Source organism: Luedemannella flava, from assembly GCF_039528515.1.
Taxonomy (GTDB): Bacteria; Actinomycetota; Actinomycetes; order Mycobacteriales; family Micromonosporaceae; genus Luedemannella; species Luedemannella flava.
Window position 1 is genome coordinate 58,683 of record NZ_BAAALT010000016.1, and the last position, 14,197, is coordinate 72,879.

The window sequence follows — 14,197 nt, forward strand, 5'->3', positions numbered from 1 at the left end:
ACGGCCCGCTGTCGGGTCGGGGCGGTAGCTTTGGTGCGTGATTCCGCTGGAGGAGACCCCGCTCGCGCTCAAGCGCCGCGCCCGGCGCATGGCGCGCCAGTTGGCGATCGTGCACCCCGACGCGCACTGCGAGCTCGACCACACCAACACGCTCGAGCTGACCGTCGCCACGATCCTCTCCGCCCAGTGCACCGACGCGCGGGTCAACCAGGTCACCCCGAAGCTCTTCGCGCGCTACCGCACGTTGGCCGACTACGCGTCCGCCGACCGCGCCGAGCTGGAAGAGATCATCAAGCCCACGGGCACTTTCCGGAACAAGGCCAACAACATCATCGGGTTCGCCCAGGGCGTCCTCGACCGGTACAAGGGCGAGATCCCCGGCAAGCTCGACAAGCTGGTCACCCTGCCCGGCATCGGGCGCAAGACCGCCAACGTGGTGCTCGGCAACGCGTTCAACGTGCCCGGCCTCACCGTCGACACCCACTTCCAGCGGCTCGTGGCGCGCTTCAAGTGGACCGATGAGTCCGATCCGGTGAAGATCGAGCACGCGGTCGCCAAGCTGATCGAGCGTCGCGACTGGACCATGCTCTCGCACCGGCTGATCTTTCACGGCCGGCGCGTGTGCCACGCCCGGAAGCCCGCTTGCGGCGCCTGCCCGCTCGCCAGGGACTGCCCGTCCTACGGCACCGGCCCGATCGACCCGACCACCGCGGCCGCGCTCGTCAAGGGCGACCGCGCCGAGGAGATCATCGCGCTGGCGCAGGGCGGCAGGGAGTGAGGGTGCGGCGCGCCGTCGCGCTCCTGCTGTCCGCGCTGGCCCTGGCCGCCTGCGGGAGTACGGGCGGGAAGGCCGATCCGGGCGGGCCGTCGCCGTTCGCCGCGTGTCCGGGGGCCGCGACGGCGCCCGCCGGGTCGCCGGCGTCCGACCTCGCCCTGGCGCCCGACGTCACCCTGGACTGCTTCGCCGGCGGGCCCCGGGTCCGGCTGCGCGCGCTGGGCCGGCCCGCCGTCGTGAACCTGTACGCGTCCTGGTGCGCGCCGTGCCGGCAGGAGCTGCCCGCGCTGCAGCGGCTGGCCGACTCCGGCGCCGTGCTCGTCCTCGGCGTCGTCACCGGCGACACCCGCGCGGCCGCGGCGAGCCTCGCCACCGACGTGGGGGTGACCTTTCCGGCCGTGTTCGACGCCGACAGGACGCTGCTCGCCCGGCTCGGTCGCGGCGGGCTGCCCGTGACCATGTTCCTCGACGCGGGCGGTCACGTCGTCTACCTGCACGACAAGGCGGCCCTCACCGATCAGACCCTGGCCCGACTGGTCCGCGACAAGCTCCACGTGGACCTGCCGTGACGCCGTGACCGGCGCGGCCGTCGAACTGCCGGCGTGGTGGGATCCGCTCGCCATGCGGGCGGTTCAGGCGCGCCGGGCCGACTTCACCCGGTGGCCCACCCCGACCGTGGGTGGGCGGCCCAGCGCCGTACTCGTGCTGTTGGGGGAGCAGGCCGACGGCCCGGACGTGCTGATCCTGCAGCGGGCCGCGCGGATGCGCTCGCACGCCGGGCAGCCCGCGTTCCCCGGCGGGGCGGCCGACCCGGATGACGAGGACGCCGTGGCGACGGCGCTGCGGGAGGCGAACGAGGAGGTCGGGCTGTCGCCGGACAGTGCGACCGTGGTCGCCACGCTGCCGCGGCTGTGGATCCCCGTGAGCGGCTTCGTGGTGACGCCCGTGCTGGCCTGGTGGCACGCGCCGCACCCCGTCTCCGTGGCGCAGCCCGAGGAGGTGGCCCGGGTCGAGCGGATCCCGGTCGCCGAGCTGCTGGACCCGGCCAACCGGGTGCGGGTGAAGCACCCGAGTGGGTACGTGGGGCCGGCGTTCGCGGTGCGGTCGATGGTGATCTGGGGGTTCACCGCCGGGATCCTGGACGCGCTGTTCGAGCTGGCCGGGTGGACCCGTCCGTGGGCGCCCGGGCGGGTGATTCCCGTCCCCGAGTGATGCTCGTTCGGACGGTGGGTGACGGTGGCGGGGCGCCCGTACTCTTGCGGGATGTTCGGCAGCGTAGTTGATCTTCTGTTGGTTCTCCTTGTCGTGCTGTTCGCGATCAACGGGTACCGGCAGGGCTTTCTCGTGGGCGCGCTGTCGTTCGTCGGATTCTTCGGCGGCGCCCTGATCGGCCTGCAGGTGGCGCCACTGATCGTCGACACGTTCGAGCAACCGCTCGGCCGGATCCTGGTGTCGCTGATCATCGTGTTCGGCATCGCGATGGGCGGCCAGGCGATCGCCGCGTGGGCCGGCAACCGGCTGCGTCGCGCGATCGTCAGCCCGGGCGGCCGTCGGCTTGACGACACCGGCGGCATCCTCGTGTCCGTGCTGGCGCTGCTGCTCGTCGCCTGGATGATCGCCGCGCCGCTCGGCTCGTCCGCGCTCCCCGGGGTCGCCAAGGCGGTCCGCAACAGCGCGATCCTGCACGGCGTCGACACGGTCATGCCGGACGCGGCGCGCTCGGTCTACAACGGACTGCGCGACTCGATCGCCGACAGCGACTTCCCGGACGTGTTCGGCGGGCTGACCCCCACCGAGGTCACCGACGTGCCGGCGCCGGACCCGAAGCTCGCCAAGTCCGCGGCCGTGCAGACCGCCAAGCGCTCCTCGGCCAAGATCCTCGGCACGGCGCCGTCGTGCTCGCGGCGCATCGAGGGCTCCGGCTTCGTGTACGCCCCGGAGCACATCATGACGAACGCGCACGTCGTCGCGGGTACGAAGGGCTCCTTGACGGTCGAGATCAACGGCAAGCGGACGCGCGGCAACGTGGTGCTCTACGACCCGCTGCGCGACCTCGCCGTCGTGTACGTGCCCGGCCTGGCGGCGCCCGTGCTGCCCTGGGCCGGCACCGAGGCGGAGAGCGGCGACGACGCGATCGTCGTCGGGTACCCGCTGAACGGGCCGTTCACGGCCACCTCGGCGCGGGTGCGCGACGCCCGCAAGGTGCGCGGGCCGAACATCTACGACGACGCGACGGTCACCCGCGAGGTCTACACGCTCCGTTCCAAGGTCCGCAGCGGCAACTCCGGTGGCCCGTTGATCAGCGAGGACGCCCGCGTCCTGGGCGTCATCTTCGCCGCCGCGGTCGACGACCCGAACACGGGCTTCGCGTTGACGGCCGACGAGGCGGCCCCCGTGGCGACGGCGGGCGCGTCCCGCACCGAGCCGGTGGCCACGGGCAGCTGCACCTGACCGTCACTCACCCCGGTCGTTATCCGAGCAGCAGGGTGCGCGTGCGGTCGGCGCCTGTCGCCAGCAGCAGCGTAGGCAGGCGAGGGCCCGTGTCGCGGCCCACCAGCAGGCGGTAGAGCAGGACGAAGAACGTCCGCTGGACCGCCTTGAGCTCGGGCGTCGGCCTGACGTCGGGTGGCAGGCCCAGCATCTGCTTGGGCACCCCGTAGACCAGCGTGGTCAGCCCGTCGAGCGACCAGTGCCCGTCCAGCCCGGCGAGCAGCAGATCCAGCGAGCGCCGTTGGTCGTCGTCGAGTGATTCGAGCAGTTCCAGGTCGGGCTTGTCGCGCACCTGGGTGCGCTGGTCGACCGGCAGCTGTTCGGTCGCCCAGGCGGTGGCCCGGTCCAGTCGCGGGCGCACCTCGTCGAGCGAGTCGATCGGCTGCTCGGGGTCCATCTCGTGCAGGATGCGCAGCGTCTGCGCGGGATCACCGGTGGTGATGTCGGCGACCGAGGCGAGCATCCGGTAGGGCAGCGGCCGGGGCGTGGTCGGCAGTGCGGCGCCGGCGGTGCGCCGGGCCCGGTCGTAGGCGATCGCGTCGGCGGGCGGGGCGGTGCCGGCGTCGGACCGGGCGGCCAGCGCGTCCCACTCGTCGTAGAGCCGCTGGATCTCCTGGTCGAAGGCGATTTTGAAGGACTGGTTCGGCCGGCGTCGGGCGTAGAGCCAGCGCAGCAGCGGGGCCTCCATGATGCGCAGCGCGTCGGCCGGGGTCGGCACGCCGCCCCGGGAACTGCTCATCTTGGCCATACCGCTGATGCCGACGAAGGCGTACATCGGGCCGATCGGCGGCTCGGCTCCGAAGACCTCGCGCACGATCTGACCGCCCACCACGAACGAGGAACCCGGTGAGCTGTGGTCGACGCCGGAGGGCTCGAACACCACGCCCTCGTACGCCCACCGCATCGGCCAGTCGACCTTCCAGACCAGCTTGCCGTGGTCGAACCCGTCCAGCCGGACGGTCTCGCCGTGCCCGCACACGCAGGTGTACGTCAGTTCGGTCGTGTCGTCGTCGTAGGACGTGACCGTGGTGAGGTCCTTGTCGCACGAGGTGCAGTACGGCTTGTAGGGGTAGTAGCCGGTGGCCGCGCTGCCGTCGTCCTCGGTCGCGGCTCCGGAGCCCTCGGCCGCCTCGGCGGCCGCCGCGTCGTCGGCCTCGGGCCTCGCCTTCGGCTTCGTGCGGTAGCGGGCGAGGATCGCGTCGATGCGGTGGCGCTCGCGCATCGCGTGCAGGATCTGCCCACGGTAGGCGCCGGACGTGTACATGCCGGTCTGGCTGATGCCGCGGAACTCCACGCCGAGCTGACCGAGCGACTCGATCATGGCGGCCTTGAAGTGCTCGGCCCAGTTCGGGTGACTGCTGCCGGGTGGCGCGGGCACGGCGGTCAGCGGCTTGCCGATGTGCTCGGCCCAGGCCGGGTCGATGCCGGCGGGCACCTTACGGAACCGGTCGAAGTCGTCCCACGAGACGACGTGCACGCAGTCGCGGCCGCGCCGGCGGATCTCGTCCGCGACCAGGTGCGGCGTCATCACCTCACGCAGGTTGCCCAGGTGGATCGGCCCGGACGGGCTCAGCCCCGACGCGCATACGATCGTCCGCCCGGGAGCCCGGCGGTCAGCCTCGGCGATCACCTCGTCGGCGAACCGGTTGACCCAGTCGGACTCGACACTGCTGGTCATCGGGGATCTGTCCTTTCGGCAACGCGGGACGTCGCCATTCTCGCAAGCCCGGAGGTCAGTCGAGCGGGAGGTGGGCCAGCTGGACGAGGCGGGCGCCCTGTTTGCGGGTGACCAGCCAGCCCCGGCCGGGGGGTTGCGGGGACGGGCGGACGGCGCCGACCAGCGGGCCCTCGTTACGGTCGCCGGCCATCACCAGGCCCGGTGACGCCAGTTCGCGCAGGGTCTTGAGCAGCGGGTCGAAGCTGGCCATGCCCGCGCCGCCGGCACGGCGGGCCGCGATGACGTGCAGGCCCACGTCACGGCCGTGCGCCAGGTGCTCGACGAGCGGCTGGATCGGATTGGTCGGGCCGGTCGCCACCAGGTCGTAGTCGTCGATCAGCACGAAGCACTCCGCCCCCGTCCACCACGAGCGGGTGCGCAGCTGTTCGGCGGTCACGTCCGGGCCGGGTCGGCGCTCGTGCAGTTTCCGGCTCAGCGCCTCCATGAGTGCCGTCGTGTGCTCGGCGGCCGTACCGTAGCCGACCTCGTACTCCTTGGGGACGACGCCGAGGAGGCTGCGCCGGTAGTCCACCAGCATGATCTTGGCGCGGTCGGGCCGGAACCGGCGGATCAGCGACTCGGCGATCACCCGCAGCAGGTTCGACTTGCCGCACTCGCTGTCGCCGTAGACGACCAGGTGCCCCTCGGCGGCGAAGTCCAGCAGCACCGGGCGCAGGTCGTTCTCGGCGATCCCGATCGGCAGCGCGAACTCGGTGCCGACCGGCCGCCCCACCCCGTCGGCGTCCGGCACCACGAACGAGGTGTAGTCCACCAGCGGCGGCAGCAGCCGCACCGGCTGGGCGCGGTCGCCCGGCCAGGCCGCGTCGATGGCCTTCACCAGCTCGTCCGGGCCCATCGAGGCCAGCTGGGGTAGCGCGGTCATCAGGTGCGCGCCCTCGGCGGTGAGGCCCCGGCCCGGGGTCGCCTTCGGGACCGCCTCGGCGCGGGCGCGCCCGGCCACCGAGTCGGCGGCGTCGCCGAGCCGCAGCTCCAGCTTCGCCCCGAACAGGTCGGTCGTGGAGCTGCGGAAGTCCAGCCAGCGGTTCGCGGTCGCGACGAGGTGGATGCCGTAGCTCAGGCCCCGCGTCGCCAGGTCGATGACGATCGGCTCCAAATCCTCGAACTCGTGCCGCAGTGTCTGCCAGCCGTCGACCAGCAGGACCACGTCGCCGAAGTCGTCCTCGGCGACCGCGACGGTGGAGTCCAGGTCGCTGGGGCGGCGCAGCCGGCGGAACGTGGCGATCGAGTCGATGCCCCGGGCCGCGAAGCGGCGCTCCCGGTCGGCGAGCAGCGTCGCGACCTCGCCGACCGTACGGCGGACGGCGGCCGCGTCGAGCCGGCCGGCGACCCCGCCGACGTGGGGCAGCCCGCGCAGCGTGCCGAGCCGCCCGCCGCCGAAGTCGAGGCAGTACACCTGGACCTCGCGCGGGGTGTGGGTGAGTGCGAGGCCGGTGACCAGCGTGGCCGCGACGGTGGACTTGCCGCTCTGCGGGGAGCCCACAATCCCCACGTGCCCCGCCGCGCCGGCCAGGTCGAGCCAGCACACGTCGTGGCGCTGCTCGAACGGCTTGTCCACGAGCGCGACGGGCACCTGCAGGGCGCCGCGCAGCGACGGGTTGGCCACGGTCAGGCCGCGCACCCCCCGGCCGGGGGCGTCGATCGTCGTGATGGCGCCGAGCAGGTCGTCGAGGTTCGGCGCCTGGTGCAGCGGCGGCAGCCATACCTTGTGCGCCGCCGGGCCGCGCCCGCGCATCGCCGCGACGAGCAGCTCCAGCAGGCTCTCGCTGGCCTCGATCTCCAGCGCGGCCGGCTCCGTCGGCGTCCCGGCCACGTGATGCGTGTGGTAGTCGAGCACCCCGGCCGAACCGCCGCCCGCGCCCGCCCCGGCGAGGGCGCGCCGCCGGTACCGTCCGGACACGTACGCGGCCTTGAACCTGGTCAGCGGACCGCCGCCGAAGGTCAGGTACCCGTGGCCGGGCGCGGCCGGCAGCTCGGCGGCGTCCGGGGCCTTCAGCACCGCCCGCGAGTCCATCGCGTGCTGCGTGCGCAGGCTGATCCGCAGGTTGAGCTGGCCCTCCAGTCCGCGCGTGCGACCCTCGTCGAACTTCTGCGTCGCCAGCAGCAGGTGCATGCCCAGCGACCGGCCCTGCCGGGCGATCCGGTCGAACAGCTCGGCGAAGTTCGGCTTCTTGCCGATCAGCTCGGTGAACTCGTCGCAGATGATGACGAGCGTCGCCAGGGCCGGCAGGTCACCGCGGCCCGCCGCCCGGTACTCGCGCAGCGACGACAGGTGACCCGCGCGGTTGAGCAGCTCGCTGCGGCGGGCCAGCTCGCCCTCCAGCACCTCGCCGAACCGGTCGACGAGCGGCAGCTGCTTCTCCAGGTTGGTGATCAGGGCCGAGGTGTGCGGGAGCTGGTCCAGCGCCGAGAACGTCGCGCCGCCCTTGAAGTCGACGAGGACGAAGTTGAGCTCCTCGGACGAGTGCGTGGCGGCCAGCCCGAGCACGAGCGTGCGCAGCAGCTCCGACTTGCCGGAGCCGGTGATGCCGACGAGCATGCCGTGCGGGCCCATGCCGTCCTCGGCGGACTCCTTCAGGTCGATCATCACGGGTGAGCCGTCGGTGCCCGTGCCGATCGGTACGCGCAGGAAGTCGCGCCGCGACCGGGGCCGCCACAGGGCGGCGACGTCCACGGTCGTCGCGTCGGCGATGGTGAGCAGCTCGGCGAGGTCGAAGTCGCGGGCCAGCGGGGCGTGGTCCTTGACGGCGCCGGCCAGCCGCAGTGGGGCCAGCCGCCGGGCGAGGGCCTCGGCCTCCACGTGGCTGAGCGTGTCGACGGTGCCGACGCGGGCGCGGTCGTCGGTGGTGACGGTGGACAGGACCCCCGCCGCGTCGGCGTGCAGGACGATGGTGCCCGCGTCCAGCGGCGCGGGCGGCGGGGCGCCCACCTCGACCATGGTCACCGCGTCCAGGCCGACGCCGAGGTGCGTGGAGCCGGTCAGGTCGCCGCCGTCGACGAGCAGGACGACGTGCGGGGCGGCGCTCGCCGACGTCCCCGGCACCGCCCGCTTGCGTGTGGCCACCACGTCGGACAGCAGCTCATCCAGCTCGGTGAGCGACTCGGCGAGCAGCCGGCGCGGGCCGAGGGCGTCGACCTTCGTGGGGTGCAGGGCGTGCGGGAGCCACTTCAGCCAGTCCCAGGCGGGGCGCTGGTCGGCGGCCACGCACGCCGCGATGATCAGGTCGTCGGGGGCGTGGAAGGTGGCGAGCTGCCCCACCATCGCGCGGGCCAGGGACCGGGCGTGCGCCGGGGAGTCGAGCACGACGCGCGAGAAGCCGCGCACGCTCAGCGCCACGGGCAGGTCGGGCACCACCGCGTACGCGTCGAGGAAGCGGCGCACCGCGCCGGCCGTGACGGGCTCCAGGTTGGCGGTCGGGTCGAACGCGGGCGCGACCAGCTCGCTGCCGAGCGCCTGCGGGCCCAGCCCGACGCGGACCACCCCGAAGTCGGGGTCGGTGGGCCGGCGCTCCCACACGCGGGGGCCGAGCGCGTCCGACCACAGGGCCTGCGGGTCGGGGTGGTGGTACAGCAGGGCCGTGCGCTGCTCGGTGATCGCGTGCCGGACCGTGCGCCGCAGGCCGGCGAGGTAGCGCAGGTAGTCGCGGCGGGCCTGGATCAGCTCCGCCTTGCGGGGGCCGTTCTGCCCGCCCCAGTTGGTGATCAGCATGCCGAGCGTGGACAGCCCGAACAGCCCGCCCACCACGTACGTGTAGGCGCCGGCGCTCTGGTTGCCGCTGAACATGAGGGCGGTCGCCACCGTGCCGGCGAGCAGCGGGAGCACGGACAGCCACTGCTGCCAGCGCTGGCCGGTGGGCTGGGGGATGACCGGCGGCGGCTCGATCGGGAGCTCGCCCGTGGGCATCGGCGGCGCGGGCCGACGCGGCGGCCGCGTGATGATGACCGTACCCATGGCGCTCGATGTTAGGTGCCGGCGACGCTGCGTGTCCGCCCCCGTCCCAGTGGTTGTGCACAAGGCTGTGCACAATCCTGTGGAAAAGACTGTGCATAACCGGGGGACTGTGCAGGTCGAGGCGTGATCGGCAAGACTGGCGACCATGACGCCATGGCATGGGGTGCTGGTCGCTACCGCGCTGCCCCTCCGGGAGGACCTGACCATCGACTTCGAGCGGTTCGCCGCGCACGTGGACTGGCTGATCACCAGCGGCTGCCACGGCGTGGTCCCCAACGGCTCTCTCGGCGAGTACCAGACGCTCACCGGGGCCGAGCGCGTCGACGTGGTCCGCGTCGCGACCGCGGCCGCCGCCGGCCGGGGCGTCGTGGTCCCGGGCGTGGCCGCGTACGGGGCGCTGGAGGCGCGCCGGTGGACCGAGCGGGCGGCCGAGGCCGGCTGTCCCGCCGTGATGCTGCTGCCGCCGAACGCGTACCGCGCCGACCGGCGCGCCGTTGTCGCCCACTACCGCGAGGTGGCGAAGGCCGGGCTGCCCATCGTGGCGTACAACAACCCGATCGACACCAAGGTCGACCTGACGCCCGACCTCCTGGCCGAACTCCATAAGGAAGGCCTGATCGTCGGCGTGAAGGAGTTCACCGGCGACGTGCGGCGCGGGTACGAGATCGCCGAGGCGGCACCCGGCCTCGACGTGATCGCCGGGTCGGACGACGTGGCCCTGGAGCTGGCCCTGGCCGGCGCGAAGGGCTGGATCTCCGGCGTCCCGAACGCCCTGCCCGCCGAGTGCGTCACCCTGTGGGAGGCGGCGGTCAAGGGCGACCTGGACACCGCCCTGCCGGCGTACCGGATCCTGCACCCCTGGCTGCGCTGGGACTCGAAGACCGAGTTCGTGCAGGCGATCAAGCTGATGATGGACGAGGTCGGCCGGTACGGCGGCCCGTGCCGTCCGCCCCGCGTGCCGCTCACCGACGAGCAGGCGGCGCGCATCCGCGCGCAGGCGCCGCGCTGATGCGTACCAGAAAGGTCTTCCACGCCGTCGACTCGCACACCGAGGGCATGCCGACCCGGGTGATCACGGGTGGCGTCGGCGTGATCCCGGGCGCCACGATGGCCGACAAGCGCGTGCACCTGATGACCGAGCTGGACCACCTGCGCACGCTGCTGATGTTCGAGCCGCGCGGGCACTCGGCCATGTCCGGCGCGATCCTGCAGCCGCCGACCCGCCCCGACGCGGACTTCGGTGTGCTGTTCATCGAGGTGTCGGGCTGCCTGCCGATGTGCGGGCACGGCACGATCGGCGTGGCGACGGTGCTGGTGGAGACGGGCATGGTGCCGGTGACGTCGCCGGTGACCACGATCCGCCTGGAGGTCCCGGCCGGCCTGGTCGTCGTCGACGTGGCCGTCCGTGACGACGGTGCCGCGACGGGCGTGACGATCCGCAACGTCCCGTCGTTCCCGGTGGCGCTGGACGCCTCCGTCGAGGTGCCCGGCCTGGGCGAGGTCGGCTACGACCTGGCGTTCGGCGGCAACTTCTACGCCATCGTCGCGCTGGAGAAGCTGGGCCTGCCGTTCGACCGGGCCGCGAAGAGCCAGCTCCTCGACGCCGGGCTGGCCATCATGGCGGCGATCAACGACGCCGGCGAGCCGGTGCACCCCGAGCAGCCGGAGATCCGCGGCTGTCACCACGTGTACCTGGCCGCCCCCGGCTCCGACGCGCACCGCTCCCGGCACGCCATGGCGATCCACCCCGGCTGGTTCGACCGCTCCCCGTGCGGGACGGGCACGTCGGCGCGCATGGCGCAGCTGTGGGCGCGCGGCGAACTCCCGCTCGACCGCGACTTCGTCAACGAGTCGTACCTGGGTCGCCCGTTCATCGGCCGTCTCGTCGAGGAGACCACGGTCGCCGGCCGCCCGGCGGTCGTGCCGACCGTCACCGGCCGGGCCTGGGTCACCGGCACCGCCCAGTACATGCTCGATCCTGAGGACCCGTTCCCGGCGGGCTTCCTGTTGTGACCTCGGACGCCGTGGTCGTCGGCGCCGGCATCGTCGGTGCGGCCTGCGCCTTCTACCTGTCCCGGGCCGGCCTGCGGGTGACGGTGCTGGAGCGGGGCGCGGTGGCCGGCGGGACGTCCGGCTCGGGCGAGGGCAACCTGCTGGTCTCCGACAAGGAGCCCGGCCCCGAGCTGGCCCTCGCGGTCCGCTCGAACGCGCTCTGGCGCGCCCTGGGCGCGGACGTCGGCGGCCCCCGGTTCGAGCTGGAGGACAAGGGCGGCGTGATGGTGGCGTCCAGCGCCGCCGCCATGTCCGGGCTCGCGTCGCTCGCCCTCCACCAGCGGGAGTACGGCGTGAGCGCGCGCCCGCTCGACGCCGGCGAGCTGCGGGAGGTGGAACCGCACCTGGCCCCCGGTTTCGCGGGCGGCGCCCTCTATCCCCAGGACATGCAGGTCCAACCGATGCTGGCGACGGCGACCCTGCTCGCGGAGTCGGGCGCGACCGTCCATTGCGGCGTCGAGGTCACCGGCCTGCGCCGTGCCGAGGGCCGCGTGGTCGGCGTGGAGACCGCGTCGGGCACGGTGTTCGCGACGCCGACGGTGGTGAACGCGGCCGGCACCTGGGCCGGCTCGGTGTTCGCGCGCGACGGCGTCCAGGTGCCGATCGCGCCGCGCCGCGGCTTCATCCTGGTCACGGAGCCGCTGCCGCCGCTGATCCGGCACAAGGTCTACGACGCGGAGTACCTGGCGAACGTGGCGAGCGACGACGCGGGCCTGCAGGCGTCGGCGGTGGTCGAGGGCACGGCGGCGGGCACGGTCCTGATCGGCTCGACCCGCGAACGCGTCGGCTTCGACCGCACCTTCTCCCTGCCGGCCCTGCGCCTGCTGGCGCGCAACGCGCTGCGCCTGTTCCCGTTCCTGGCCGGCGTCAACGTGCTGCGCGCGTACCGGGGCTTCCGCCCGTACTCCCCGGATCATCTGCCGGTGATCGGCGCGGACCCGCAGGTGGCGGGACTGTGGCACGCGTGTGGCCATGAGGGCGCCGGGATCGGCCTCGCCCCCGCTACCGGCGAGCTCATCGCGGCCCTGGTGACGGGTGGGGCGTCCGCCGTCGATCCGGTGCCGTTCGACCCCGCTCGGTTTGTTGGCCTCGGGGGTAACTGAGGGTGATGGGGACTGGATGTCACGACGCGTTACCGGGCGCCCAACCGACAGACGAATCTCCACCCACTTTGCTCTGCTTCCCTATAGGAATCACTGGCGGCGAACAGGCAGTATGTCTATTTGTCCCCTTTGGGGTAGGTAACTCTGCGTGCCTGATTCCTATAGGGAAGCAGAGCAAAGGGGGGCGAGGGGCGATGTACCTGAGGGCGCGGGCATCACGGTGCGTTACAGCGACGGGTGGAGCGGTGACGTCATGACAGACGAGGTCGTCGACTGGTGCGGTCGGTCGGTGCCCGTGCGGGGCGGGCAGAGCGTCGCGGCGGCGCTGATCGCGGCCGGGGTCGGCGCGTGGCGGGCGACGCGGGGCGGTGGGCGGCCGCGCGGGGTGTTCTGCGGGATCGGGGCGTGCTTCGACTGTCTGATCACTGTGGACGGGGTGCCGCACCAGCGGGCCTGCCTCGTGCCCTCGCGACCCGGGATGGTGCTCGCCCCCGACGCGGCCGGCGGCGCCATGGGCGCGCCGTCGCGCGGCGGGGTCGACGTGCGGGTCGACGTGGCCGTCGTGGGGGCGGGGCCGGCCGGTCTCGCCGCCGCCGGGGCGGCGCTCGCGGCGGGGAGGACCGTCGCCCTCGTGGATGCCGGGTCGCGGCCCGGCGGGCAGTTCTGGCGGCATCCCGAGGGGCGACCGCCGGCGGACCGCGCATACCAGGAGCTGGTCGGGGCGATCGACGACGGGCGGTTGACCCGGCTGGTCGACGCGGCGGTGTGGTTCGCCGAGGCAGGGGACGACGGGTTCCGGCTGCATACCGCGAAGGGGGTCGTCACCGCGGCGCGCGTCGTCATCGCGACCGGGGCGTACGACCGGGTGGTGCCGTTCCCCGGGTGGGACCTGCCGGGGGTCGTCACGGCCGGCGGGGCGCAGGCGCTGATCAAGGGCTCGGGAGTCGCCGTCGGGCGGCGGGTCGTCGTCGCGGGGGCCGGGCCGTTCCTCCTGTCCGTGGCGGCCGGGCTGGTGAAGGCCGGCGCGGACGTGCCGGTCGTCGTCGAGGCCGGGGATCCGCGCCGGTACGCCGCGCGGCCCGGGGCGCTGCTCGCCGCCCCGGGGAAGCTGATCGAGGCGGCGCGGTACGCGGCCACGTTCGCCGCGAGGCGGGTGCGGTACCGGACCCGGCACGCCGTCACCGCCGCGCACGGGACGGACGCCGTCGAGGCCGTCACGATCAGCGCACTCGACCGGGACGGCAACCCCGTCGCCGGCGGCGAGCGGCGCGTCGCGTGCGACGCGGTGGCGGTCAGCTACGGGTTCGTCCCGCAGCTGGAACTGGCGCTCGCGCTCGGCTGCGGCACGCGGGTCGACGTCGACGGGAACCTGGTCCTCGCCGTCGACGACCGCCAGCGGACCACTGTGGACGGCGTCTACGCCGCCGGTGAGGTCACCGGGGTGGGCGGGTGGGCACTCGCCGTCGCCGAGGGACGCCTCGCGGGGGCGTCGGCGGCCGGCGCGCCCGCGCCCGCCCGTACTCCCGTGGCGAGGCTGCGGCGCTTCGCGGCGGCCATGCACCGGGCCCACCGCGTGCCCGGCGGCTGGCCGCGGTGGGTGAGCGACGCGACGCTCGTCTGCCGGTGCGAGGAGGTGACCGCCGGCGCGGTCCGTGCGGCGGTCACCGAGCTGGGCGCCACCGACGCGCGGGCGGTCAAGCTGTTCGCGCGGCCCGGGATGGGCTGGTGCCAGGGGCGGATGTGCGGGTACGCGACCGCGTGCCTGACCGCCGTGGCCTGCGAACGGCCGACCACAATGGCCGATCTTGCCGCGTTCGCGCACCGGCCGGTCGCGCAACCCGTCACGCTCGGTGAGCTGGCCGGGGACTGACGGGTACCAATGTTCCGGACGGACGTGGTAGGACGGTGCGGTGACCGCCCCGACCAGTGGCGTGGCCCGCGTGACGATCCGCGCCCCGCGCCGCCGCCTCGATCTCGTCCTGCCCGACCAGGTGCCGCTCGCCGAGGTTCTCCCTGAGCTGCTGCGCCGCGCCGGCGAGGCGGGCGAGCTGCGGCCGCCCGCGGGCGCGCCCCGGCCGCCGCACGGGCCG

General features: G+C 73.7%; 11 protein-coding genes. 9 read left to right on the forward strand and 2 right to left on the reverse strand.

Features of this window, described 5'->3' with window-relative positions:
• The first annotated feature begins 40 nt into the window (after positions 1-40).
• Genes nth through ABD211_RS04540 form a run of 4 tightly spaced genes read left to right on the forward strand, consistent with a single transcriptional unit; the run spans position 41 to position 3,226 of the window.
• A complete protein-coding gene (nth, locus tag ABD211_RS04525; protein WP_344126525.1) occupies positions 41-778 on the forward strand; it encodes an endonuclease III in 738 nt (245 codons plus the stop codon).
• A 2-nt stretch (positions 779-780) separates the two neighbouring features.
• Positions 781-1,344 (forward strand): TlpA family protein disulfide reductase, encoded by a 564-nt coding sequence (locus ABD211_RS04530; protein WP_344126503.1) that lies wholly within the window; start codon positions 781-783, stop codon positions 1,342-1,344.
• A gap of 52 nt (positions 1,345-1,396) precedes the next feature.
• Positions 1,397-1,987 carry an NUDIX hydrolase gene (locus ABD211_RS04535; RefSeq protein ID WP_344126527.1) on the forward strand — a complete coding sequence of 197 codons (591 nt, stop codon included), beginning with the start codon at positions 1,397-1,399 and terminating at the stop codon, positions 1,985-1,987.
• A 51-nt stretch (positions 1,988-2,038) separates the two neighbouring features.
• Positions 2,039-3,226 (forward strand): MarP family serine protease, encoded by a 1,188-nt coding sequence (locus tag ABD211_RS04540; protein WP_344126505.1) that lies wholly within the window; start codon positions 2,039-2,041, stop codon positions 3,224-3,226.
• Between the two features lie 19 nt (positions 3,227-3,245).
• On the opposite strand, the gene lysS is transcribed toward ABD211_RS04540, so the two are convergent.
• Positions 3,246-4,943, reverse strand: coding sequence for a lysine--tRNA ligase (lysS, locus tag ABD211_RS04545; RefSeq protein WP_344126507.1), 1,698 nt, complete (start codon positions 4,941-4,943; stop codon positions 3,246-3,248).
• A gap of 55 nt (positions 4,944-4,998) precedes the next feature.
• Positions 4,999-8,952 (reverse strand): type VII secretion protein EccCa, encoded by a 3,954-nt coding sequence (gene eccCa / locus ABD211_RS04550; protein ID WP_344126509.1) that lies wholly within the window; start codon positions 8,950-8,952, stop codon positions 4,999-5,001.
• A 145-nt stretch (positions 8,953-9,097) separates the two neighbouring features.
• Here eccCa and ABD211_RS04555 point away from each other — a divergent pair, with 145 nt between their 5' ends.
• From ABD211_RS04555 to ABD211_RS04575, 5 genes are all read left to right on the forward strand, one after another.
• Positions 9,098-9,961 carry a dihydrodipicolinate synthase family protein gene (locus ABD211_RS04555; protein WP_344126511.1) on the forward strand — a complete coding sequence of 288 codons (864 nt, stop codon included), beginning with the start codon at positions 9,098-9,100 and terminating at the stop codon, positions 9,959-9,961.
• A complete protein-coding gene (locus ABD211_RS04560) occupies positions 9,961-10,965 on the forward strand; it encodes a proline racemase family protein (protein ID WP_344126513.1) in 1,005 nt (334 codons plus the stop codon). Before ABD211_RS04555 ends, ABD211_RS04560 begins: the two co-directional genes overlap by 1 nt.
• A complete protein-coding gene (locus tag ABD211_RS04565; protein WP_344126515.1) occupies positions 10,962-12,107 on the forward strand; it encodes an NAD(P)/FAD-dependent oxidoreductase in 1,146 nt (381 codons plus the stop codon). The genes ABD211_RS04560 and ABD211_RS04565 overlap by 4 nt, the downstream gene beginning before the upstream one ends.
• A gap of 253 nt (positions 12,108-12,360) precedes the next feature.
• Positions 12,361-13,977: an FAD-dependent oxidoreductase gene (locus ABD211_RS04570; RefSeq protein WP_344126517.1), complete on the forward strand. Its 1,617-nt coding sequence runs from the start codon at positions 12,361-12,363 to the stop codon at positions 13,975-13,977.
• Positions 13,978-14,017: 40 nt separating this feature from the next.
• Positions 14,018-14,197: EsaB/YukD family protein (locus ABD211_RS04575; RefSeq protein ID WP_344126519.1), on the forward strand; the 180-nt coding region annotated here is incomplete at its 3' end.